This window comes from Candidatus Pelagibacter sp. HIMB1587 (assembly GCF_052047775.1).
Classification (GTDB): Bacteria; Pseudomonadota; Alphaproteobacteria; order Pelagibacterales; family Pelagibacteraceae; genus Pelagibacter.
Genome location: NZ_JBNAJJ010000001.1, coordinates 195031 through 218771 on the forward strand (window position 1 = coordinate 195031; position 23741 = coordinate 218771).

Below are 23741 nucleotides of genomic sequence, written 5' to 3' on the forward strand. Positions count from 1 at the left end.
ATGTATAGTTTAGAGGATCTAGAAAAAAAAATTAATTCTGAGTTAACCACGAAAATTAACAACTCAGAAATTAAACATAATCAAATTTATTTAGAAACAGATAAAGATGATTTTTTAGATGTAATTTTATTCTTAAAAACTAATTTAGATACAAAATTTCGACAGTTAATAGATATTACCGTTGTAGATTACCCTGAAAATAATCAAAGATTTCAAGTAGTTTACTTATTTTTAAGTCATGAATTTAATCAAAGGTTAGTTCTAAAATACTCTATTTCTGAAAATGAAGTTATACCTTCTTTGACAAGTGTTTTTCCCGCTGCAAATTGGATGGAAAGAGAAGTTTTTGATATGTATGGTGTAAATTTCAAAGATCATCCCGACTTAAGAAGAATACTCACAGATTATGGTTTTGAAGGACATCCATTAAGAAAAGATTTTCCTTTAACTGGTCACTCTGAAGTTAGATATAGCGAAGATCAAAAAAAAGTAATTAGTGAACCAGTTAAACTAGAGCAAAATTATCGAAATTTTGATTACGAGAGTCCTTGGGAAGGAACAAAATATATTAAAGAAGAAATTGAGAATAATGACAAAAAAAATTAAAAATTTAAATCTAAACTTTGGTCCTCAACATCCAGCAGCTCACGGTGTATTAAGATTAATATTAGAATTAGACGGTGAGGTTGTTGAAAAAGCAGACCCACATATAGGTTTGCTCCATAGAGGCACAGAAAAATTAATTGAAAACAAAACATACATGCAAGCTGTTCCTTATTTTGACCGTTTGGATTATGTAGCTCCAATGAATCAAGAACATGCCTTTGCTCTTGCTGTAGAAAAAATTCTGAAAATAGATGTGCCAATTAGAGCCCAATATATAAGAGTTATTTTTTGTGAAATAGGAAGAATATTAAGCCATATTCTTAATGTTACAACTCAAGCGCTTGATGTTGGCGCCTTAACCCCATCACTTTGGGGTTTTGAAGAACGAGAAACTTTAATGACTTTTTACGAAAGAGCTTCTGGATCAAGATTACACGCAAACTACTTTAGAGCCGGTGGTGTTCATCAAGACTTACCCAAAGGTTTAGAGGAAGATATCTTAAACTTTTGCGATACATTTCCAAAAGTTATTAATGATTTAGAAAGTCTCTTAACAGATAATAGAATTTTTAAACAAAGAAACGTGGATATTGGAATTGTTAGTAAAGAGGATGCCTTAGATTACTCGTTTTCGGGAGTTATGATTAGAGGATCAGGTGTGCCTTGGGATTTAAGAAAGTCTCAACCTTATGATTGTTATGAAGATTTAGATTTTAAAATACCAGTTGGAAAAAATGGTGATTGTTACGATAGATATTTATGCAGAATTGAAGAGATGAAAGAGAGTGTTTCTATTATAAAACAGTGTTTATCTAAAATGGAAAAAGGACCAATTAAATCATTAGATGGCAAAATTAGCCCACCATCAAAAAAAGATATTAAGCAATCAATGGAAGCGTTAATTCATCATTTTAAACTATTTACTGAGGGTTATAGAGTGCCTAAGGACGAGATTTACACAGCTGTTGAAGCACCTAAGGGAGAATTTGGAGTTTATTTAATTTCTGATGGTTCAAGCAAACCTTATAAATGCAAGATTAGAGCCCCAGGTTTTTCACATTTGCAATCAATGGATTATTTAATTAAAGGACACATGTTAGCAGATGTACCAGCGGTTTTAGGTTCATTAGACATTGTTTTCGGTGAGGTGGATAGATGAGTTTAAGAAAACCAGCAAAAGATCAACCAGAAAGTTTCGAATTTAATACTACCTCTTTAGAGGCAGCAAATAATATTGTTGCAAAATATCCAAAAGGAAAACAACAAAGTGCTGTGATGGCCTTACTTTATATTGCTCAAAGACAAAATAATAATTGGATACCATTAGCTGCAATGAAGTATATCGCTAAGTTTTTAGACATGCCTTATATAAAAGTTTATGAGGTTGCCACTTTCTACACAATGTACAATCTATCACCAGTTGGAAAATATTTTGTTCAAGTATGTACTACAACACCTTGTATGATAAGAGGTGCAAATAAATTGGTTGAAGCTTGTAAGGAAAAAATTTCTGAAAATGAATGTGAATTATCAAGTGATAAGAGTTGTTCATGGATGGAAGTTGAATGCTTAGGTGCATGCGTGACTGCTCCTATGATGCAAATAAATGATGATTATTACGAAGATCTTGATAAAGAAAAAACATCTGAGATTTTAGATAAAATTTTAAACGGAGAGACTCCAAAACCAGGTTCATACAGAGGAAGAATTAATAATGAGCCAGAGAATAATAGAAAAACACTAACGGATTTAAAAAATGCTTAAAGATCAAGATAGAATTTTTCAAAATTTATATAATGATAAAGGCTCTGATGTAGCAGCGTCACAATCAAGAGGTGATTGGGTAAACACTAAAGAAATTACTGAAAAAGGAAGAGATTGGATTATTAATGAAATTAAAGAGTCTCAACTTAGAGGTCGAGGTGGTGCAGGATTTCCTACAGGTTTAAAGTGGTCATTTGCACCCAAAGAAGTTGGACCCAGACCACATTATTTAGTTATTAATGGTGATGAGTCTGAACCAGGCACTTGTAAAGATAGAGATATTTTAAGATTTGAACCTCATAAACTAATAGAGGGTTGTCTAATAGCATCATACGCAGTTCAAGCACACGTTTGCTACATATATATTAGAGGAGAATATTTTGTTGATGGTCAAAAACTTCAAGCTGCAATTGATGAAGCTTATGAGAAAAAACTGTTGGGAAAAAATGCAGCTGGAACTGGTTGGGATTTAGATATTTATATTCATTATGGAGCAGGAGCGTATATTTGTGGTGAAGAAACAGCATTACTTGAAAGTTTAGAGGGTAAAAAGGGTCAACCAAGACTAAAACCACCTTTCCCAGCTTTGATTGGTTTATATGGATGTCCAACTATAATTAATAATGTTGAAACGATTGCTGTGGTACCAACTATTTTACGAAGAGGAGCGAAATGGTTTGCTTCTTTAGGAAGAGAAAAAAATACCGGTACTAAAATTTTCTGTATTTCTGGAAATGTTAACAATCCTTGTAATGTAGAAGAGGAAATGAGCATTCCTTTAAAAGAATTAATAGAAGTTCACGCTGGTGGAGTGATTGGCGGATGGGATAATTTACAAGCTGTAATACCAGGTGGATCCTCTATGCCTCTAATTCCAAAAGATAGATGTGAAACACTAAAAATGGATTTTGATGCGTGTGTCGAAGAAAAAAGTGGATTAGGGACAGCAGGGATAGTGGTTATCAATAAAGATCAAGACATTATTAAATGTATGGCGAGAATTGCTAGATTTTACAAACATGAAAGTTGTGGACAATGTACACCTTGCAGAGAAGGTTCTGGATGGATGTGGAGAATGCTTGAACGTATGGCAAAAGGTGATGCAACTAAAGATGAAGTAGACATGTTAGGAGATGTAACAACCCAAATCGCTGGTCATACAATTTGTGCATTTGGAGAAGGTTCCTCATGGCCAGTTCAAGGTTTGTTAAGACATTTTAAAAAAGAAATTCAAGAAAGAAACAATTTGGACCCAATTGTTCAGAAAAAAAATAATATACCTTATTTAGTTGATCAACATTTATTAGATAAAAAAAATGCTTAAATTAAAAGTAAATGACATTGATGTAGAAGTTGAAGAAGGGCTAACAGTTCTTCAAGCCTGTGAAAAAGCAGGAGTTGAGATACCTAGATTTTGTTATCATGAAAAATTATCTATAGCTGGAAATTGCAGAATGTGTTTGGTTGAAATGGAAAAATCACCAAAACCTATTGCATCATGTGCAATGCCTGCTGCAGAGGGAATGAATATTAAAACAAATACAAGTTTAGTTGAAAAAGCTAGAAAAGGTGTAATGGAATTTTTACTAGCAAATCACCCTTTAGATTGTCCTGTATGTGACCAAGGTGGTGAGTGCGATCTTCAAGATCAATCAATGTTTTATGGGGTAGATAAATCAAGATTTAAAGAAAATAAAAGAGCAGTTCCAGAAAAAAATATGGGCCCATTAATTAAAACTCAAATGACAAGATGTATACATTGTACAAGATGTGTGCGATTTGCCACTGAAGTTGCAGGAGTCCCAGAACTTGGTGCTATAGGTAGGGGTGAGGATATGCAAATTACAACATATCTTGAGCAATCAATGCAATCAGAATTGTCTGCCAATGTAGTTGATTTATGTCCTGTTGGAGCTTTGACATCAAAACCTTATGTTTTTGAAGCGAGACCATGGGAATTAAAAAAGACTGAAACAATTGATGTTATGGATGCAATCGGTTCAAACATTAGAGTTGATACATACGATTGGGAAGTAAAAAGAGTTCTCCCAATAATAAATGAAGATATTAATGAAGAATGGATTTCAGATAAAACTAGATATGCGTGTGATGGTTTACTTCATCAAAGATTAGATACTCCATATATTAAATACAACGGTAAATTTGAGAAAGCTTCGTGGCAAGAAGTTTATAAAATAATAAAATCTAAATTAGAAAATACATCTAAAGAAAAAGTATCTGGTTTTGTTGGAGATTTAACAAACATGGAAACTGCTTATATTTTTAAAGAATTTTTTGAGCGAACAGTTGAAACTGATAATTATGAGTCAAGATCAGATAATAGATATATTGATATTTCAAAAAGAGAAAATTATTTGTTTAATTCCTCAATTAATGGAATTGAAGATGCTGATTTAATTTTATTATTGGGCGCCAATCCTAGATACGAAGCTACAATTTTAAATGCAAGAATTAGAAAATCTTATCTAAATAATAGTACAAGAATTGTATCATTAAATGATTGTGGAGATCTAACTTATCCTTATGAAAGTTTAGATGGGCAAACTAAAACAATTAAAGAAATTATAGATGAAACACATAAACTTTCAAAAGAAATAGAAAGTGCAAAAAAACCAATGATCATAATTGGTGAGTCCTTACTAAGATTAGAAAATGCACAATATCTGTTTAATAATTTAAAAGATTTTTTGAATAAAAAAAACAAGTTCTCAGAAGATTGGAATCCTTTAAATGTTTTATCATGTGATGCAGCAACTGTAGGAAATTTTGATTTAGGAGTTTTAAACAATAAAACAAATTTAATAGAAGATTTAAAATCAAATAAATTTGAAATAGTTTTTTTAATAGGTCAGGATAATTTAAATTTTGCTAAAAAAAATGAATTTGTTATTTATCTAGGAAGCCATGGTGACATAGGGGCAGAGTGTGCAGATATAATTTTGCCTGGCTCAGCTTACACAGAACAAGACGGTTATTATACAAATTTAGAGGGAAAAATTCAAAAAGCATTTAAGGCCTCTTATCCTCCTGGAGATGCAAAAGAAGATTGGCAGATAATAAATGAACTAGCTGAATTCATGAATAATAGAAAATTGTTTAACGATAAAGAAGAGCTAGATAGCAGCATGTTAAATTATTTGAAATTGCAAAGTGAAAAACAAACTGAACAAAATAATAACAACTCGAATTTTGATTTTAATAATGAAAATTTAAAAATTGAAATTAAAGATTATTATTTTTCTAATGTTGTTGCTAAATCATCAAAAACAATGATTGAGTGTAATAATGCAAAAACGAATTTAAAATCAACAGGTACGGAAGGTTAAGATGGAATATTTGAATATAGTTTTTCAAGAGGTATACAAAATTCTATTTTTGTTGGTTCCAGTTTTGGTTTCTGTAGCTATGATTGTTTGGTTAGATAGAAGAGTTTGGGCTTTTGTTCAAAAAAGACAAGGACCAAATGTAGTGGGACCATTTGGATTACTTCAATCATTGGCTGATGCTTTGAAATATATTTTTAAAGAAATTATCATTCCATCAAGCTCTAACAAAGTAATCTTTATATTAGCACCTATTGTTACTATGACATTAGCTTTGATTGCGTGGGCTGTTATACCATTTAGCGCAACCCAGGTTTTAGCGGATATTAATGTCGGTATACTTTATCTATTTGCTGTTTCATCCCTGGGTGTTTATGGAATAATTATGGGAGGATGGGCTTCAAACTCTAAATATCCTTTCTTGGGTGCAATTAGATCTGCGGCTCAAATGGTATCATATGAAGTTTCAATTGGGGTTATTATTATCAATGTATTGTTGTGCGTAGGCTCATTGAATTTAAATGACATCGTAACTGCTCAACAAAATCTATGGTTTGTAATTCCGTTATTTCCAATGTTTGTAATATTTTTTATCTCTGCTTTAGCTGAAACTAATAGACCACCTTTTGATTTACCTGAAGCTGAAGCAGAATTAGTTGCTGGATACCAGACAGAATATTCAGGAATGATGTATGCAATGTTTTGGTTAGGTGAGTATGCAAACATCTTATTGATGTGTGCTATGGGATCTATATTATTCTTAGGTGGTTGGTTATCTCCAATAGATATTTATCCATTTACTTTAGTTCCAGGTGCAATTTGGTTAATTTTAAAAATTTTACTTTTATTTTTCTTATTTGCTTTAGTAAAAGCAATTGTACCAAGATATAGATATGACCAATTAATGAGATTAGGTTGGAAAGTATTTCTTCCTTTGTCATTAACTTGGGTTGTTTTAACTGCAAGTTATTTATTTTACTTTAACCTTTTACCAACAAACTAATTATGAATTTATCCAGATTTTTTAAAACTATTTTCATGGTTGATTTTGTAGGCGGTTTGTTCATTGCAATAAAAGAATTGTTTAAACCAAAAAAAACAATCAATTATCCTTTTGAAAAAGGAAAAATTAGCCCAAGATTTAGAGGTGAGCACGCTTTAAGAAGATATCCAAATGGAGAAGAAAGATGTATTGCATGTAAACTTTGTGAAGCTGTATGTCCAGCCCAAGCAATTACAATTGAATCTGCTCAAAGAGAAGATGGCAGTAGAAAAACTACTCGTTATGACATTGATATGATGAAATGCATTTATTGTGGTCTGTGTGAAGAAGCTTGTCCTGTTGATGCTATAGTCCAAGGTCCAAATTTTGAATTTTCTACTGAGACAAGAGAAGAATTATATTACACAAAAGAGAAATTATTAGATAACGGTGACAGATGGGAGAATATTCTAGACGCTAATATTAAAGCGGATAGTTCACATAGATAAATGATTGCTCACGCTATTTTCTTCTACACTTTTTCTATAATTGCGATTGTGTCTGCAATAATGGTTACAGTATCAAAAAATACTGTCCACTCAGTTTTCTTTTTAATATTAGATTTTATCAGTATTTCTTGTCTATTTATTATGATTGGTGCCGAGTTTTTGGGTATGATAATGTTAATTGTTTACGTTGGAGCCGTAGCAGTTTTATTTCTTTTTGTTGTAATGATGCTAAATGTTGCTCAACAAAAAAATCAATGGTTTGCCTCTGCTGCTAGCTCAAAACATATTCCTGTTGGATTAATTATTAGCACAATCATTTTTTTTGAACTAATTATTGTAATTGGCGGATGGAAATACAAACCAGAGATTTTTGATATTAACAATTCATCAAAAGTTTCAGACTTAAGTAACACACACTCATTAGGTCAAATATTATACACTGATTACATACATGTATTTCAAATTAGCGGTATGATTTTGTTAGTTGCGATGGTTGGAGCAATCGTTCTGACTTTTAGACAAAGGTCAAACGTCAAAAGACAAAGTTATATAAAACAAATTTCTCGTGAAAGAACTGAAGGAGTAAGTGTTGTAGAAGTTGCTTCTAACAAAGGAGTTAAAATAGATGACTGAGATAGGTTTAGGACACTATTTAACTTTAGGCGCTGTTATATTTTCAATTGGAGTTATTGGAATTTTTCTTAATAGAAAAAATATTATTGTTATATTGATGAGTATTGAGTTGATTTTATTAGCTGTAAATATCAATTTAGTTGCTTTTTCAATTTTTCTTGGAGATTTAGCTGGTCAAGTATTTACCTTATTTATTTTAACTGTAGCAGCTGCAGAAGCTGCGATTGGTTTAGCTATAATCGTTGTTTACTATAGAAACTCTGGAACTATTAGAGTTGAAGAAATTGATGAGTTGAAAGGATAATAATGGAACTTTCAATTTTATTTCTTCCACTAATAGCATCAATTATTTCAGGTTTTTTTGGTCGTTACATTGGTGATAGAAATTCTGAAATAGTAACTAGTGCATTAGTCTCTATATCTGCAATTTTATCAATAATTGTTTTATATCAGGTAATCATTAATCAATATGAAGAAAATATTGTTATAGCAACTTGGATTAATTCAGGTTCACTTGATGTTAATTGGTCAATGTTAATTGATCCTCTATCAGCGGTAATGTTAGTAGTTGTAACTTCTGTATCTGCTTTAGTGCATATTTATTCAATTGGTTACATGTCCCACGATCCTCATAAGCCAAGATTTATGGCTTACCTATCATTATTTACATTTGCAATGTTAATGCTTGTAACATCAGATAATTTTATTCAACTATTTTTTGGTTGGGAGGGAGTTGGACTTTGCTCATATTTTTTAATTGGTTTTTGGTTTAAAAAAGAGAGTGCTAATGCAGCTGCAATCAAAGCTTTTGTTGTTAATAGAGTAGGTGACTTTGGTTTTGCATTAGGTATTTTTTTAGTCTTTTATTTGTTTGGGACTGTCAATTATGATGAAGTTTTCCAGCAAATTCCAACTGTGGTAGATAAAAATTTATCCTTCTTAGGTTTTGAAGTTAAAGCATTAGATTTGGTTTGTTTATTGTTATTTATAGGAGCTATGGGTAAATCAGCTCAAATTTTACTTCATACTTGGTTGCCAGATGCAATGGAAGGACCAACACCAGTTTCTGCTCTAATTCATGCTGCAACAATGGTTACTGCAGGTGTATTTTTAGTTGTTAGATGCTCACCTATTTATGAATTTTCTCCAGTAATTTTAAATTTGATTACTGTAGTTGGAATGACAACAGCTTTTTTTGCTGCAACGGTAGCTTTAGTTCAAACAGATATTAAAAAAATAATTGCTTATTCAACTTGTAGTCAGTTAGGTTACATGTTTTTTGCAGCCGGTGTAGGTGCTTATAATGTTGCTATGTTTCATTTATTTACGCATGCATTTTTTAAAGCTTTATTATTTTTAGGATCAGGATCAGTAATTCATGCTTTTAAAGATGAGCAAAATATTAATAACATGGGAGGTGTATGGAGAAAATTACCTTACACTTATGCTTTAATGATTATAGGAACTCTTGCTTTGACAGGTTTTCCTTTCTTATCAGGCTTTTATTCAAAAGATGCAATTATTGAATTTGCATATTTGAAAGGAAATACAACAGGTTACTATGCAGCTGGTATTGGAATAGTTACTGCATTTTTAACGTCAGTTTATTCTTGGAGATTAATATTCAAAACATTTCATGGTGAATATAACAATAAAGAGATTAAAATTGAGGAAACGCATGAGTCACCTTTGGTGATGCTTGTTCCGTTATTTGTGCTTTCTATTGGTGCAATTTTTGCAGGTGTATTATTTAAAGATTTGTTTATTGGACATGGTGGTGAAAATTACTTTTGGTCTGAGTCAATCAAATTTTTGGAACATCTAAGCACAGATCATCCACCAACATGGTTTTTACTTTTAACACCTAGTTTAGTTATCCTGTCAATACCTATTGCTTATTACTTATTTGTTAAGAACAAAGAGTTGCCAAATGAAATAGCTTCAATGAATAAACCTTTATACAATTTCCTTGTCAATAAATGGTACTTTGATGAGTTGTATGAGGTTATTTTTATTAAATCATCAAAAAAACTAGGGACATTTTTATGGAAAGTCTGTGATGGAACTATAATAGATGGATTTGGTCCTGATGGAATTTCTTCTTTTATAAAAAAATGTTCGATTAAAGCAAATAAATTTCAAAGTGGTTTTATCTACCAATATGCTTTTGTAATGTTGTTAGGTTTTTCTGCTTTATTAACCTTTTTGATAGTTAAATAATGAGCTTTCCAATTTTATCATCTTTAATCTTGTTACCAACTATAGGAGCTCTTTTTTTATTTTTTACAAAAGATAAAGATGGAAATAATTCAACAGCTAAATATGTAGCCTTATTTACAAGTATAGTTAATTTTTTAATTTCTGTATATTTATGGGCATCTTTTGACCAAAGTATATCTGATTTTCAATTTGTTGAAGATAGAACATGGATTGAAGGATTTATTAATTATAAAGTTGGTGTTGATGGAATTTCGATATTATTTATAATCTTAACAACCTTTATAACTCCACTTTGTATCATTTCAGTTAACAATTCAGTAAAAAATAGATTACGAGATTTTTTAATTGCAATTTTAATCATGGAAAGTTTCATGATTGGTGTGTTTTGTGCACTTGATTTAGTTGTTTTTTATTTATTTTTTGAGGCTGGATTAATCCCAATGTTTTTAATTATTGGTATTTGGGGTGGTCCAAAACGTGTTTATTCAGCATTTAAATTTTTTCTATATACTTTGCTTGGATCGGTCTTAATGCTGGTTGCGATTATTTCAATATACTGGATATCAGGTACAACAGATGTAGTTAAACTTTATGAAATTGGAATTGACGCTAAATACCAAAATTTATTATGGTTAGCTTTCTTTAGTTCTTTTGCAGTAAAAACACCTATGTGGCCTGTTCACACTTGGTTACCAGATGCTCATGTTGAAGCTCCTACAGCCGGTTCAGTTTTGTTAGCTGCTATCCTGTTAAAAATGGCAGGATATGGTTTTATTAGATTTTCACTAGGGTTATTTCCTGTGGCTTCTGAAGTATTCACACCTCTTATTTACACTTTAAGTGTTATAGCAATAATTTTTACTTCTTTTATCGCTTTAATGCAGGAAGACATGAAAAAGCTAATTGCATATTCATCCGTAGCACATATGGGTTTTGTAACTTTAGGTATTTTTACTCTTCAACAGCAAGGTATAGAAGGAAGTATAATTCAGATGATTAGTCATGGATTAGTTTCTGCAGCTCTATTTTTATGTGTTGGTGTTGTTTATGACCGTATGCATTCAAGGATGATAAATTCTTATGGTGGTATAGTTGCCATAATACCAAAGTATTCGATTTTATTTATGTTATTTACATTAGCCGCTTTAGGATTACCTGGAACAAGTGGTTTTATTGGAGAATTTTTAATTTTAATGGGTGCCTTTAAGGATAATTTTTTAGTAGCTGTGTTAGCAAGCTTAGGAGTAATTTTAGGAGCTGCTTATATGCTTTGGTTGTATAAAAGAGTTGTTTTTGGGAAATTAGTTAATGAAGATTTAAAACAAATGTTAGATTTGAATAAATCAGAATATGTAATTTTAACATGCTTAGCTATACCAACTTTATTTTTTGGTTTTTATCCAGATCCTTTGATTAATACAATTGAGGTTTCCGTTTCAGATTTAATAAATATGCATAATATTAATTTAGCGAGTAAATAACATGGAAAATTTAAATTTAATTTTACCTGAAATTTTTATCTCATTATCAATAATGTTTTTACTTGTATTGGGAGTATTTAAAAAAAATAGTTCAGGCATTACTTTTAACTTGTCTTTATTTGTATTTTTGATCGCCGCTATAATTACTATTAACGAAACTTTCTCTGTGAATAGAGAAACTTTGTTTAATGGCAGTGTTGTAATAGATAAGATGTCTTCATTTATGAAGATAATAACATTGTTGGGCGGTTTTCTAGTATTAGTTATTTCTTCTAGTTATTTAAAAATTTTTAAAATTTTTAATATTGAATATCCAGTTTTAATTTTGAGTTCTGTACTAGGAATGATGGTCATGATTAGTTCTAATGATCTAATTGTATTTTATATGGGTCTAGAGTTACAATCATTAGCCTTATATGTTTTAGCAACTTATAATAGAGATCAACTAAAATCATCTGAAGCAGGCTTAAAATATTTTGTATTAAGTGCATTATCATCAGGATTATTACTATATGGATGTTCACTAATTTATGGTTTTTCAGGTTCTACAAACTTCGATGTGATTTCCACACAACTTAATTCAAATGAGTATGTACTGACTTTTGGGATAGTTTTTATCTTAGTAGGTTTAGCATTCAAAATTTCAGCAGTGCCATTCCATATGTGGGCACCAGACGTATACGAGGGATCTCCAACTACTGTCACTTTATTTTTCACAATGGTACCAAAAATTGCTGCGTTAACTGTATTTATTAGATTTTTATATGTTCCATTTTTAAATCTAATAGATCAATGGCAAATGATAATTGTATTTTTATCTATTGCCTCAATGCTATTTGGTGCAATTGCAGCAATTGGACAAACAAATATTAAAAGACTAGTTGCTTATAGCTCTATTGGACACATAGGCTACACATTGGCTGGTCTTGCCACTGCTTCTAATGAAGGAATTCAAAGTTCAATAATTTATATTTCAATTTATGTTGTAATGAATTTGGCCCTTTTTTCTTGTTTGTTAATGCTTAGAAGAAATAATCAATATTACGAAGATATTGATGACTTATCTGGTTTATCAAAAAATCATCCATTATTATCACTCTCTTTACTTGTAATATTATTTTCGTTGGCAGGTATACCACCATTAGCAGGATTTTTTGCTAAGTTTTATGTTTTCAAAGCTGTTTTAGAACAATCAATGTATTTTTTAGCTATTGTTGGATTGTTATCTACTGTTGTTGCAGCTTTCTATTACTTAAGAATAATCAAGATTATGTACTTTGATAAAGAAAAAGATAAATATGATACAGATCATAGTTTATGGTTAAAATTTTCATTAACTTTTTCAACAATATTAATTCTTTTATACTTCATATTTCCAAGCCAATTAATTGAGGTAGTATCAAGAATTAATATTATTTAATGAAATTTAAAAAATTTAATTTTAAATTAATAAAAAGTACTAACGATACAGCTGCAAGAATAATAAAAAAAACTAACTATAAATTTGGTATGGTTGTTGCTGAAAAACAATTTAGTGGTCGAGGTCAGTATGGAAGAAAATGGATTTCATATAAAGGTAATTTATTTGCTTCTTTTTTTCATCCATTTGATGAAAATAAATTCTCAATAGAAAGAGTTACAAAGTTAAATTGTAATTTAGTTAAACAAACACTCTCTAAATATATAAAAAATAAAATTAATTTTAAAAAACCAAACGATTTATTAGTTAATAAAAAAAAGATTTGTGGGATTTTGCAAGAAATTATAACTAAATCAGATAAAAAATTTTTAATTACAGGAATAGGAATTAATGTAATAAAAAATCCAATTATTAAAAATTATCCAGTTACAAATTTATATAAAATAACAGGAAAAAAAATTAATAAATTTGAATTAGAAAAAAATTTGAAACTAGTTTTTGAAAATAGAATATCAAAAATGTATAAAATAAATTAATTAATATGTATATTTTAGGTGACATAGGAAATACTGATACTAAAATTTTTTTAGTTTCCAAAAGAAATAAAATTTTAAAAAGAATTACTTTTATTTCAAAAAAAATAAGTAATAACCAATTAAAAATTTTATTTAAAAAAAATAAAATTCAAATAAATAAAATTGAAAAAATATTATTTTGTAGTGTTGTCCCAAACACTTTTAAAATTATAAAAAATTACTTTTCTAAAATCACTAAAGTTAAATGCAATGAAGTAAAAAATTTGAATTTAAAATCAATGATTAAAATTAAAGTTGATTACAAGCAGGTAGGCTCTGATAGAATTACAAATGCCATAAGCTTATTAGATAACAAAAATAATTATATAATTTTAGATTTTGGTACTGCTACAACATTTGATGTTTTAATAAAAAATATGTATATGGGAGGAATAATAGCTCCAGGAATTAAGTTGTCTCTTAATACTTTGTCAGACAGAGCTACTTTAATCCCAAAAATTGAGCTTAAACGTATGAAAAAAGTAATAGGCAGCAACACACTTTCTGCTGTTAGATCAGGTTTTTTTTGGGGTTATTCTGGTTTAATTGACAATATGATTAATTTAATTAAGAAAGAGACAAGAAAATCCTTTAAAGTTGTATTGACAGGTGGATTTTCTGATTTATTTACAAGTTCAATAAAATCGAAAGTTAAACATAACCAAGATATTACAATTAAAGGTCTAATAAAAATTTCTGAGCAAATAAAATAATATGAAAGATGAATTGTTATTTTGTCCTCTAGGTGGATCTGGTGAAATTGGTATGAACATGAATTTGTTTGGTTACGGTCAACCAAGTGATCATAAATGGATAATGGTAGACATTGGTGTAACTTTTGCTGATGACACTATACCAGGTGTTGATTTAATTTATCCTGATCCAGGATTTATTGTTGAAAGAAAAGATAACTTGTTGGGTATTGTTTTAACTCATGCACATGAAGATCACATTGGAGCGATCGCACATTTATGGCCAAAATTAAGATGTAAAATATTTGCTACTCCATTTACAGCAGTTTTGATTAGAGAGAAGTTTCGAGAAAAACAAATAGATATTACTAATGATTTACAAATTGTTGAATTAAATGGAACTGTTTCATTAGATCCATTTGAAATTGAATATATAACTTTAACTCATTCAATTTTAGAACCCAATGGCTTGAGAATAAAAACTCCTGCTGGTGTAATTTTACACACAGGAGATTGGAAAGTAGATCCCAATCCACTTATTGGTGACAATATAAATGATAAGAGATTAAAAGAAATTGGTGATGAAGGAGTATTAGCAATGATCTGTGACTCTACTAATGTTTTTAGTGCCGGTAAGTCTGGATCTGAACTTGATGTTAGAAAAAATATGTTAAATGTAATGTCGAGATTGAAAAAGAGAATTATCATCACTTCATTTGCATCTAATGTAGCAAGAATGGAGACAGCATTTTATTGTGCTGAGCAAACAGGAAGACAAATTTCACTAGTTGGAAGATCGATGCATCGTATTTACAAAGCTGCACGTCAATGTGGATATTTAAAAAATACAATTGAACCAATTGACCCCCGTGAAGCTAAAAATTTCTCAAGAGAAAAAATAGTTTATCTTTGTACAGGTAGCCAAGGAGAACCAATGGGAGCGATGATGAGAATTTCTAGTTATGTACACCCTGATGTTTTTATTGAAAAAGGTGATGCTGTAATATTTTCATCAAAAATTATACCTGGGAATGAAAAAAAACTTTATAAATTGCACAACCAACTTGTTAAAGATGGTATAGAAGTGATATCTGAAGAAACTGAATTTGTTCATGTTTCTGGTCATCCGAATAGAGAAGATTTAAAAGAAATGTATCAATGGGTTAAACCTAAATGTGTAATACCTGTACATGGTGAACATAGGCACATGATAGAACACATAAATTTTGCAAAAGAAATGCAAGTTCCATATCCTGTACAAGTAGAAAACGGTGATATAGTTAAGTTATATCCTGGTAATCAGCCTGAAGTTTACGACAAAGCTCCAAGTGGTCGATTATATTTAGATGGCAATGTAAGCGTTGATCCAGATTCACAGTCAATAAAAGATAGAAAAAATTTGAGTGCCAATGGATATCTTGAAGTAACTTTAATGATAACACCTAAAGGAAATATTCACAATAATCCTGTACTTTCTTTTCGTGGGTTGCCAGTAGATGATAGAGAAGAATTTGTTTATGGTTTAGAAGAAGAAATAGAAAAAACTTCTAGAACGTTTAAAATTGGAAGCAAACAACAAGAGCATAATTTAATTGATGCATTGAAAATTGCCTGTAGAAAATTTTCTAAGGAAAGAACAGGAAAAAAACCTTTCACTAATATTAACTTAGTGAGAATTTAATGAGTGTAACTGGTTTAGCAATTATCTATGTAATTATATGGTGGATAGTTTTCTTTGCTATACTTCCTATTGATGTAAATAGAGCAAAAACGGTAAAAATTGATGGTGAGGATCCAGGATCACCTGAAAACCCAAAAATGTTGAAAAAATTCTTGTATTGCACTGGTATAACAACTGTAATTTTTATCATTATTTATTTACTAATAAAATTTGAATATTTAAATTTAAGAAATATGATTAGTTAAGATGCTTTTATCAAATTCATTTATTCCGATATTAAAAAATAATCCTTCTGAAGCAAAAATTAAATCTCATCAATTAATGTTGAGAGTTGGTATGATAAAACAAGCTTCTGCAGGAATATACTCATGGTTACCTTTAGGCTTTAAGGTAATGAAAAAAATAGAACAAATTGTTAGAGAAGAGCAAAATAAGATTGGAGCTCAAGAAATATTAATGCCAACAATTCAATCCAGTGAGATATGGAAAGAAAGTGGCCGATATGATGATTATGGTGAGGAGATGCTTAGAATAACTGATCGCCAAAATAGGGAAATGCTTTATGGACCTACCAATGAAGAGCAAGTAACAGAAATTTTTAGATCTTCAATTAAATCTTATAAATCATTACCCCAACTTATGTACCATATACAATGGAAATTTAGAGACGAAATAAGACCTAGATTTGGAATAATGAGGGGAAGAGAGTTTTATATGAAAGATGCCTATTCATTCGATGTATCAGATGAAGAAGCCTTTTTTTCTTATAATAAATTTTTTCTTTCATATTTAAAAACTTTTAAAAGATTAGATCTAACCGCAATACCTATGGCTGCTGACACAGGTCCAATTGGAGGAAATTTATCTCATGAATTTATTATCCTAGCAGATACTGGAGAAAGTAAAATTTTTACTGATAAAAGAATTTTTGACTTAAATAGTGATGATACTCAATTAGAAAAATCTTCGTTAGAAGAAATGAGAAAAAAATATGAGCAATTTTATGCTGTGACAGATGAAAAGTTTAACAAAAATGAATTTGAAAAAATAGTTTCAAAGGAAAATCAATTAATAACAAAAGGTATTGAGGTAGGCCACATATTTTATTTTGGTGACAAATATTCAAAACCTATGAATGCATCAGTGGATTTACCAGGTGGAAAAAAGGATTTTGTTAAAATGGGTTCTTATGGAATTGGTGTATCAAGGCTAGTTGGGGCAATAATAGAGGCAAAATATGATGAAAAAAATGAAATCATGAAATGGCCATTGTCTGTTGCTCCATATGATATTGCTTTAATACCGATGATAAATAAAAATGATAATTCAGCACTAGTTAAGGCTAATAGTATTACCAATGAGTTATTAAAAAATAATATTGATGCTATTATTGATGACACTGATGAAAATTTTTCATCAAAAATCAAAAAAATGAATTTAATTGGGGCTCCCTACCAGATTATCATTGGTAAGAGGAGTGAAGGTGATTTATTAGAGTTCAAAGAAACAGGTGGTGAAACTCAAAACTTACCTTTAAGCAAAATTATAGAAATTATAAATAAACAAAAAAATTCAATTTGATTTCTACTTTAGAAAAAGAAATTACTTTAAGATTTTTAAAAGCTAGAAAAAAGGACGGCTTTTTAAATGTTATTTCAATATTTTCCTTCATTGGAATAAGTCTAGGTGTTGCAGTTCTTATTATTGTTATGTCAGTAATGAATGGTTTTAGAACTGAATTAATCAATAAAATTGTAGGATTTAATTCACACGTAACTGTTAAACCTTATTCAAATTCAATAGATGAAACTAAAATAAATAATAAATTAAACTCAATTTCTAAGAATATTATTTTTAGTAATTCAGGAGAGGCAATTATTCTTAAAAACAATAACACCAAAGGAATAGTGTTACGAGGCTATAAACAAAATGATTTTTTAAATTTAGAAGTGTTAACAAATAAAAAATTTAAAGGTAACTTAAGTCTATTTGACGAAAATTTTATATCAATTGGAAGCGAACTAAGTTTTTCTCTAAATCTTGAAATAGGAGATGAATTGACTCTAATGTCACCATCCGGTGTTCAAACAATAATTGGCAGTATGCCGAAACAAAAAACTTTTGTTGTTAATTCAATTTTTAATAGTGGTTTAGCAGAATTTGATAACAATATTGCATTTATTGAACTTAATGTTTTAGAAGAGTTCTTTGGATACGATCCTAACGAAAGAAATTTAGAAATTTATCTGAAAAATCCAAATAATATCGAGTCTCAAAAATTAATAGTGAAACAAATTTTTAATGATCAGTTTGTCTTTAGTTGGGCAGATATGAATAGTTCATTATTTTCAGCTCTAAAAGTTGAACGGAATGTTATGTTTATTATTTTGTCATTAATAATAATTGTTGCTGCGTTTAATATTATCTCAGGATTAACTATTTTAGTAAAAAACAAAACAAGGGATATTGCCATCTTAAAATCAATTGGAGTATTAAATAAATCAATAATTAAAATATTTTTTTTAGTTGGAGTAATAATAGGTACTTCCGCAACAATTTTTGGTATTTTTTTGGGTGTAACTTTTTCTATTTATATTGAAAATTTTAGACAATTTTTAAGTTCAGTTTTCAATATAAGTTTATTTCCTGAAGAAATATATTTTTTAAGCAAAATGCCTTCTGAAATCAATCCAACATCAATTATTCTAATTTCAGTTTGCTCAATAATTATAACTATTTTAGTGTCAATTTTTCCAGCTTTTAAAGCTGCTAGATTAGATCCAATCAAATCTTTAAAATATGAATAAGTATTTAGAATTAAAAAGTATATCTAAAAGCTTTGAGACTGAAAAAAAAATTAAAGTCTTAAAAGGTTTGTCGCAAAATTTTGAAAAAGGTAAAATCTATTCGCTCATGGGCCCATCTGGTTCAGGAAAATCAACTTTGTTAAATTTAATTTCTTTAATAGACAGGCCTTCATCAGGTCAAATTATGTTTAATCAAAATCAAATTAATTTTAATGATACAGAAAAAAATGATATATTTAGGTCAAAAAAAATTGGTATTGTTTATCAACAAAACAATCTTCTTTCTGATTTTACTGCTTTAGAAAATATTTATTTAGCATCACTTGCTAATAATAATGACAAAGAATTAGCAAATACAAAGGCTAAAAAGTTATTAAAAAAAATTGGTCTTTCAAATAGATCAAATCACTTTCCTTCTCAACTTTCAGGTGGTGAGGCTCAGAGAGTAGCTATAGCAAGAGCTATCGTAAATGATCCCGAAATAATCTTGGCAGATGAGCCAACAGGTAGTTTGGATATGAATACAGCAAAAGAAGTTTTTAAACTTTTATATAATCAAAAAAAATCAGATAGATTAATAATATTTGCAACTCACAATAGATTTTTTGCTAATAAGGCAGATTGCCTATTGGAGATGAGAGATGGTATTATAAAATCAACTAATGTCTGAGTCATTAAATCAAAACTTTAATCATCTAAAAGTCCATACACAATATTCTATATGTGAAGGTGCGGCTAAGATTGATGATTTACAAGAATATTGCAAATCAAACAAAATTAAATCTTTAGGAATAAGTGACACTTCTAATTTATGTGGAGCTTTAGAATTTGCAGAAAAAATTTCTAAATCAGGAACACAGCCAATTATTGGTACTCAAATTAATTTTAAACTAAATGATACAACTGGATTGTTACCTTTATTTGCCTTGAATGAAACAGGTTATAAAAACATTATTGAATTGTCTTCGAATTCATATTTAGAAAATGATGAATTAAGTGACCCTCATGTAAATTTTGACGAATTGTTAAAAAGTTCTGATGGTGTTTCAGTTTTTTCAGGGACTATTTTAGGTCTATTTGGAAAATTATTTGATAAAGGAAAATTTACAGAAGTAAACGAAATTTATTTAAAAATTAAAGAAGTTTTTGGAGATAGGTTTTATTTAGAAATTCAAAGACACAACGACACTAATGAAAATGGGTTTGAAAAATTTAATCTAAAAAAGTCTGCAGAACTAGAAATTCCAATAATTGCTACTAATGAAGTTTTTTATTTATCAAAAGATATGCATGAAGCACATGATGCTTTGATTTGTATTGGTAACAAAACCTATATTAATGAAAAAAATAGATTAAAATTAAGCGATCATCATTATTTAAAAACTAACTCTGAAATGACAGAGTTATTTGCTGATATACCAGAAGCATTAGAAAACAATTACAACTTTCCTTTAAGATGTAATTTTAGACCATTATTCTCTAATCCAATATTGCCAAACATTAGTTCTGATAAAGATGGAAACGCAGATGATATTTTAACTAAATATTCTTTAGAAGGTTTGAGAGATAAATTTTTAAAAGTTTTTAATGTTAAAGTTAGCGAAATTGAAAATGATAAAAATTTTCTTCTTTATAAAGAAAGACTAGATCATGAACTTTCAATAATTATTAAAATGAAATATTCGAGTTACTTTTTAATTGTATCTGATTATATTAAATGGGCTAAAGAAAATGATATACCAGTTGGTCCTGGTAGAGGCTCAGGTGCTGGGTCATTGGTAGCTTGGTGCTTGTCAATTACTGATGTTGATCCAATTAAATTTAATTTAATATTCGAGAGATTTTTAAATCCTGATCGTATTTCAATGCCTGATTTTGATATAGATTTTTGCGAGGATAAAAGAGACCTTGTTTTTGAATACTTAACAAAAAAATATAAAGATAGTGTAGCTCACATAATTACTTTTGGTAAACTTAAAGCAAGGATGGTGATCAGAGACGTTGGTAGAGTTATGGGATTACCTTATGGGTTTATTGATAGTATATCAAAAATGATACCTTTTGATCCTTCTAGACCTCAAAATTTAACTCAATGTATAGCTGGAGAGCCAAGATTACAAAAGCTCATTAATGATGATGCCAGAGTTAAAAAATTAACAGAGTTATCATTGAAATTAGAAGGTCTAAATAGAAATGTTGCTACTCATGCAGCAGGAGTTGTGATTGCAGATAAAAAATTAACGGAAGTAGTGCCTTTATATAAAGATGCCTCTGCAGATTTACTTTTACCCTCAACACAATTTGATATGTATTCAGCTGAAAATGCTGGTTTAATAAAATTTGATTTTTTAGGGCTAAAGACACTAACAGTAATTAATAACACTCAAAAATTGATTAGAAAAAAAGATAAAAAATTTAATATAGAGGAAATAAATTATGATGATCAAAAAGTTTTTGATCTTTTATCATCTGGTAAAACCGTAGGATTGTTTCAGATTGAAAGTGCTGGAATGAGAGAGGCTTTACTTCATATGAAACCAAATCATATTGAGGATATTATTGCACTAGTAGCGTTATATAGACCAGGCCCAATGAGCAACATACCAACTTACAATGATTGCAAACATGGAAAGCAAAAACCAGATTATTTACATCCATTATTGGAAGATATTTTAAAACCTACGTATGGGGTAATTATTTATCAAGAGCAAGTAATGCAGATTGCTCAAAAATTATCCGGATTTACAGCAGGACAAGCTGATCTACTTAGAAGAGCAATGGGTAAAAAGAAGAGAGCTGAACTAGAGAAACAAAAACAAGGCTTTATTGCAGGAGCAGTTAAAAACGGAATAGCTAAAGATGTTGCAGCTGGAATATTTTTAAAAATCGAACCTTTTGCAGAATATGGTTTTAACAAAAGTCACGCTGCAGCCTATGCAATAATTTCTTATCAAACTGCATATTTAAAAACTTATTATCCTAAAGAATTCATTGCTGCATCAATGACGATGGATATTTCTAATCAAAATAAATTAAGTGAGTTTTATGAGGAATTAAAAAGACTCAATATTGAAACAATTAGACCTGATATAAATGAATGCTTTGCAGACTTTAGAACTATTGATGGTAAATTTTATTATGCATTAGGTGGAATTAAAGCTGTTGGTTATGAGGCAATTTCTAATATTGTTAAAGAAAGAGAGTTAAATGGAAAATTTGAGTCTATTAATGACTTTATAAATAGAGTTAATCCAAAAGATATAAATAAATTACAATTAGAAGGATTAGTCAAAGCTGGAGCATTTGATAATTTAAACTCAAATAGACAAGCAATCTTCAACTCTATACCTAATTTAATTTTAAAAAATAAAAATATTGCTGAAAACAAATTAGCAAATCAAATTGATTTATTCTCTGAAAATAATGAAGTAGAGGAAGATATTTTAACCAAAATTGAAGATTGGAAATTTGAAGAGAGATTATCTAAAGAATTTGAGTCGGTTGGATTTTTTATATCTGATCACCCATTAAATCAATTTACAGAAATTTTTGAAGACTATAAAATTAATGATTATGCAAAATTCATATCAGATGATAATTCAGAAAATGTTAATGTAGCTGCAACATTACTTAAAATTCAAGAGAGAAAAACTGCCAAAGGAAATGCGTATGCTGTTTTAAAGTTAACAGATTTAAATAGTGTATTTGAAATATTTATTTTTTCAGATTTGTTAGAATTAAATAGAGAAATCCTAAAAGAAGGTAATTCATTAATTTTGACCTTGGTTAAAAATATTTCTAATGATGAAAATCGTTTTAAAAGAATTAATGTTCAAAAAATAGTTTCTTTAAAAGATTTATTTAATAGTCCAATTAATGAAATATCATTTAATGTTAAATCTATTGAACAAATCCAAGAGATTTCAAAATTTTTAAATCAAGACGGTAAAACCCAGGTAAAATTTAATCTCTCAACAGAAGATCAAATTTTAAACTTTCAATTAAAAAAACCAATGAATCTTGATAGAAAATCTTTAAATCTTTTAAGAAAACAGCAAATTCAAGCAGAAATTAGCTAAATAAAACTTGTCAATTTTGCTAAATATTTGTAAATAACCACTAAAATAAATTAACACGCACACAGTTATTGGTTTTATACCTCCGGTCCTTAATTGGAAATTACTGTGGTGGCTTAACCGGGAATAAATATGAAAATACCTAACGTTACAATTCAACAATTATTAGAAGCTGGTGTTCATCTTGGACATAAAACGTTGAGATGGAATCCAAAAATGAAGAAATACATTTTTGGAAAAAGAGACTCAATTCACATTATTGATTTAACGCAAACACTTGAGTTAACTAAAGTCGCTTTAGAAAAGGTCTACAATACAATAGCAAATAATGGAAAAATTTTATTTGTATCAACAAAAAAACAAGCTTCTGATGCTATAGCTGAAGTAGCAAAAGAAACTGATCAATACTATGTTAATTACCGATGGTTGGGTGGTATGTTAACTAACTGGGGAACAATATCTAATTCGATTAAAAAATTAAAAAAATTAGAAGTTGACTTAACTGCTGAAAATAGAGGTTTTACAAAAAAAGAACTTCTTAAAATGAGCGTAAAAAAAGATAAGCTTCAAAGATCTTTAGGTGGAATTGCAGAAATGAAAAAGGTTCCAGAATTAGTTTTTGTAATTGACACTAATTATGAATCATTAGCTATTGCCGAGTCTTCTAAACTAGGCATTCCTATAATTGCAATTTTAGATAGCAATTCTAACCCAGACAATATTGATTACCCAATACCTGGAAATGATGATGCAAGAAGATCAATTGATTTATATTGTAATCTTATAAAAGAAACTATTAATAATGCTAAAAGTTTAATTCAATCATCTGAGCCTAAGCAAGAAAAAGCTAAGGAAAGTGATGATGATAGCAAAAATAAAACTATTCAAGAAATTGATAGAGAAAAATTAGAAAAAAAATTCTCAAACGAAGATAAAGGAAAGTTAAATTAA

The 23741-nt window shown here is 29.3% G+C and carries 21 protein-coding genes; all 21 read left to right on the forward strand.

All coding sequences use genetic code 11. The features are described from left to right. The 21 genes from ACTTBE_RS01105 to rpsB all read left to right on the forward strand — a co-directional run bounded on the left by ACTTBE_RS01105 (nt 1) and on the right by rpsB (nt 23741). Entirely contained in the window at nt 1-606 is a 606-nt protein-coding gene (locus ACTTBE_RS01105; RefSeq protein WP_440676809.1) for an NADH-quinone oxidoreductase subunit C, read from the forward strand. After that, nucleotides 590-1765 carry an NADH-quinone oxidoreductase subunit D gene (locus tag ACTTBE_RS01110; protein ID WP_262589308.1) on the forward strand — a complete coding sequence of 392 codons (1176 nt, stop codon included), beginning with the start codon at nt 590-592 and terminating at the stop codon, nt 1763-1765. Before ACTTBE_RS01105 ends, ACTTBE_RS01110 begins: the two co-directional genes overlap by 17 nt. Then, nucleotides 1762-2370: an NADH-quinone oxidoreductase subunit NuoE gene (gene nuoE / locus ACTTBE_RS01115; RefSeq protein WP_440676810.1), complete on the forward strand. Its 609-nt coding sequence runs from the start codon at nt 1762-1764 to the stop codon at nt 2368-2370. Before ACTTBE_RS01110 ends, nuoE begins: the two co-directional genes overlap by 4 nt. Beyond that, nucleotides 2363-3694: an NADH-quinone oxidoreductase subunit NuoF gene (nuoF, locus tag ACTTBE_RS01120; RefSeq protein WP_440676811.1), complete on the forward strand. Its 1332-nt coding sequence runs from the start codon at nt 2363-2365 to the stop codon at nt 3692-3694. Before nuoE ends, nuoF begins: the two co-directional genes overlap by 8 nt. Further along, a complete protein-coding gene (nuoG, locus tag ACTTBE_RS01125) occupies nt 3687-5717 on the forward strand; it encodes an NADH-quinone oxidoreductase subunit NuoG (RefSeq protein ID WP_440676812.1) in 2031 nt (676 codons plus the stop codon). Before nuoF ends, nuoG begins: the two co-directional genes overlap by 8 nt. Nucleotide 5718: 1 nt before the next feature. Then, nucleotides 5719-6717 carry an NADH-quinone oxidoreductase subunit NuoH gene (gene nuoH, locus ACTTBE_RS01130; RefSeq protein ID WP_440676813.1) on the forward strand — a complete coding sequence of 333 codons (999 nt, stop codon included), beginning with the start codon at nt 5719-5721 and terminating at the stop codon, nt 6715-6717. A gap of 2 nt (nt 6718-6719) precedes the next feature. Further along, nucleotides 6720-7205: an NADH-quinone oxidoreductase subunit NuoI gene (nuoI, locus tag ACTTBE_RS01135; RefSeq protein ID WP_075506642.1), complete on the forward strand. Its 486-nt coding sequence runs from the start codon at nt 6720-6722 to the stop codon at nt 7203-7205. Next, nucleotides 7206-7838 (forward strand): NADH-quinone oxidoreductase subunit J, encoded by a 633-nt coding sequence (locus ACTTBE_RS01140; protein ID WP_440676814.1) that lies wholly within the window; start codon nt 7206-7208, stop codon nt 7836-7838. Then, nucleotides 7831-8142: an NADH-quinone oxidoreductase subunit NuoK gene (gene nuoK, locus ACTTBE_RS01145; RefSeq protein ID WP_075506644.1), complete on the forward strand. Its 312-nt coding sequence runs from the start codon at nt 7831-7833 to the stop codon at nt 8140-8142. Before ACTTBE_RS01140 ends, nuoK begins: the two co-directional genes overlap by 8 nt. Before the next feature lie 2 nt (nt 8143-8144). Continuing rightward, entirely contained in the window at nt 8145-10058 is a 1914-nt protein-coding gene (nuoL, locus tag ACTTBE_RS01150; protein ID WP_440676815.1) for an NADH-quinone oxidoreductase subunit L, read from the forward strand. Beyond that, complete coding sequence (locus ACTTBE_RS01155; protein ID WP_440676816.1) at nt 10058-11539, forward strand: NADH-quinone oxidoreductase subunit M; 1482 nt, start codon at nt 10058-10060, stop codon at nt 11537-11539. The genes nuoL and ACTTBE_RS01155 overlap by 1 nt, the downstream gene beginning before the upstream one ends. Nucleotide 11540: 1 nt before the next feature. Continuing rightward, entirely contained in the window at nt 11541-12959 is a 1419-nt protein-coding gene (nuoN, locus tag ACTTBE_RS01160; protein WP_440676817.1) for an NADH-quinone oxidoreductase subunit NuoN, read from the forward strand. Further along, a complete protein-coding gene (locus ACTTBE_RS01165) occupies nt 12959-13495 on the forward strand; it encodes a biotin--[acetyl-CoA-carboxylase] ligase (protein WP_440676818.1) in 537 nt (178 codons plus the stop codon). The genes nuoN and ACTTBE_RS01165 overlap by 1 nt, the downstream gene beginning before the upstream one ends. A gap of 5 nt (nt 13496-13500) precedes the next feature. Continuing rightward, nucleotides 13501-14247, forward strand: a complete 747-nt coding sequence (locus tag ACTTBE_RS01170; RefSeq protein ID WP_428080200.1) for a type III pantothenate kinase — start codon at nt 13501-13503, stop codon at nt 14245-14247. 1 nt (nt 14248) lies between these two features. Beyond that, nucleotides 14249-15907: a ribonuclease J gene (locus ACTTBE_RS01175; RefSeq protein ID WP_440676819.1), complete on the forward strand. Its 1659-nt coding sequence runs from the start codon at nt 14249-14251 to the stop codon at nt 15905-15907. Next, on the forward strand, nt 15907-16152 hold the full coding sequence (locus ACTTBE_RS01180) for a DUF1467 family protein (RefSeq protein WP_075506651.1): 246 nt from the start codon (nt 15907-15909) through the stop codon (nt 16150-16152). Before ACTTBE_RS01175 ends, ACTTBE_RS01180 begins: the two co-directional genes overlap by 1 nt. 1 nt (nt 16153) lies before the next feature. Then, the gene (gene proS / locus ACTTBE_RS01185) at nt 16154-17488 is read left to right on the forward strand and encodes a proline--tRNA ligase (RefSeq protein ID WP_440676820.1); all 1335 of its coding nucleotides are present in this window, start codon (nt 16154-16156) and stop codon (nt 17486-17488) included. After that, a complete protein-coding gene (locus ACTTBE_RS01190) occupies nt 17485-18714 on the forward strand; it encodes a lipoprotein-releasing ABC transporter permease subunit (protein WP_440676821.1) in 1230 nt (409 codons plus the stop codon). The genes proS and ACTTBE_RS01190 overlap by 4 nt, the downstream gene beginning before the upstream one ends. Further along, nucleotides 18707-19384: an ABC transporter ATP-binding protein gene (locus ACTTBE_RS01195; RefSeq protein ID WP_440676822.1), complete on the forward strand. Its 678-nt coding sequence runs from the start codon at nt 18707-18709 to the stop codon at nt 19382-19384. Before ACTTBE_RS01190 ends, ACTTBE_RS01195 begins: the two co-directional genes overlap by 8 nt. Beyond that, entirely contained in the window at nt 19377-22793 is a 3417-nt protein-coding gene (gene dnaE, locus ACTTBE_RS01200; RefSeq protein WP_440676823.1) for a DNA polymerase III subunit alpha, read from the forward strand. Before ACTTBE_RS01195 ends, dnaE begins: the two co-directional genes overlap by 8 nt. Nucleotides 22794-22922: 129 nt before the next feature. Then, nucleotides 22923-23741 carry a 30S ribosomal protein S2 gene (gene rpsB / locus ACTTBE_RS01205; RefSeq protein WP_440676824.1) on the forward strand — a complete coding sequence of 273 codons (819 nt, stop codon included), beginning with the start codon at nt 22923-22925 and terminating at the stop codon, nt 23739-23741.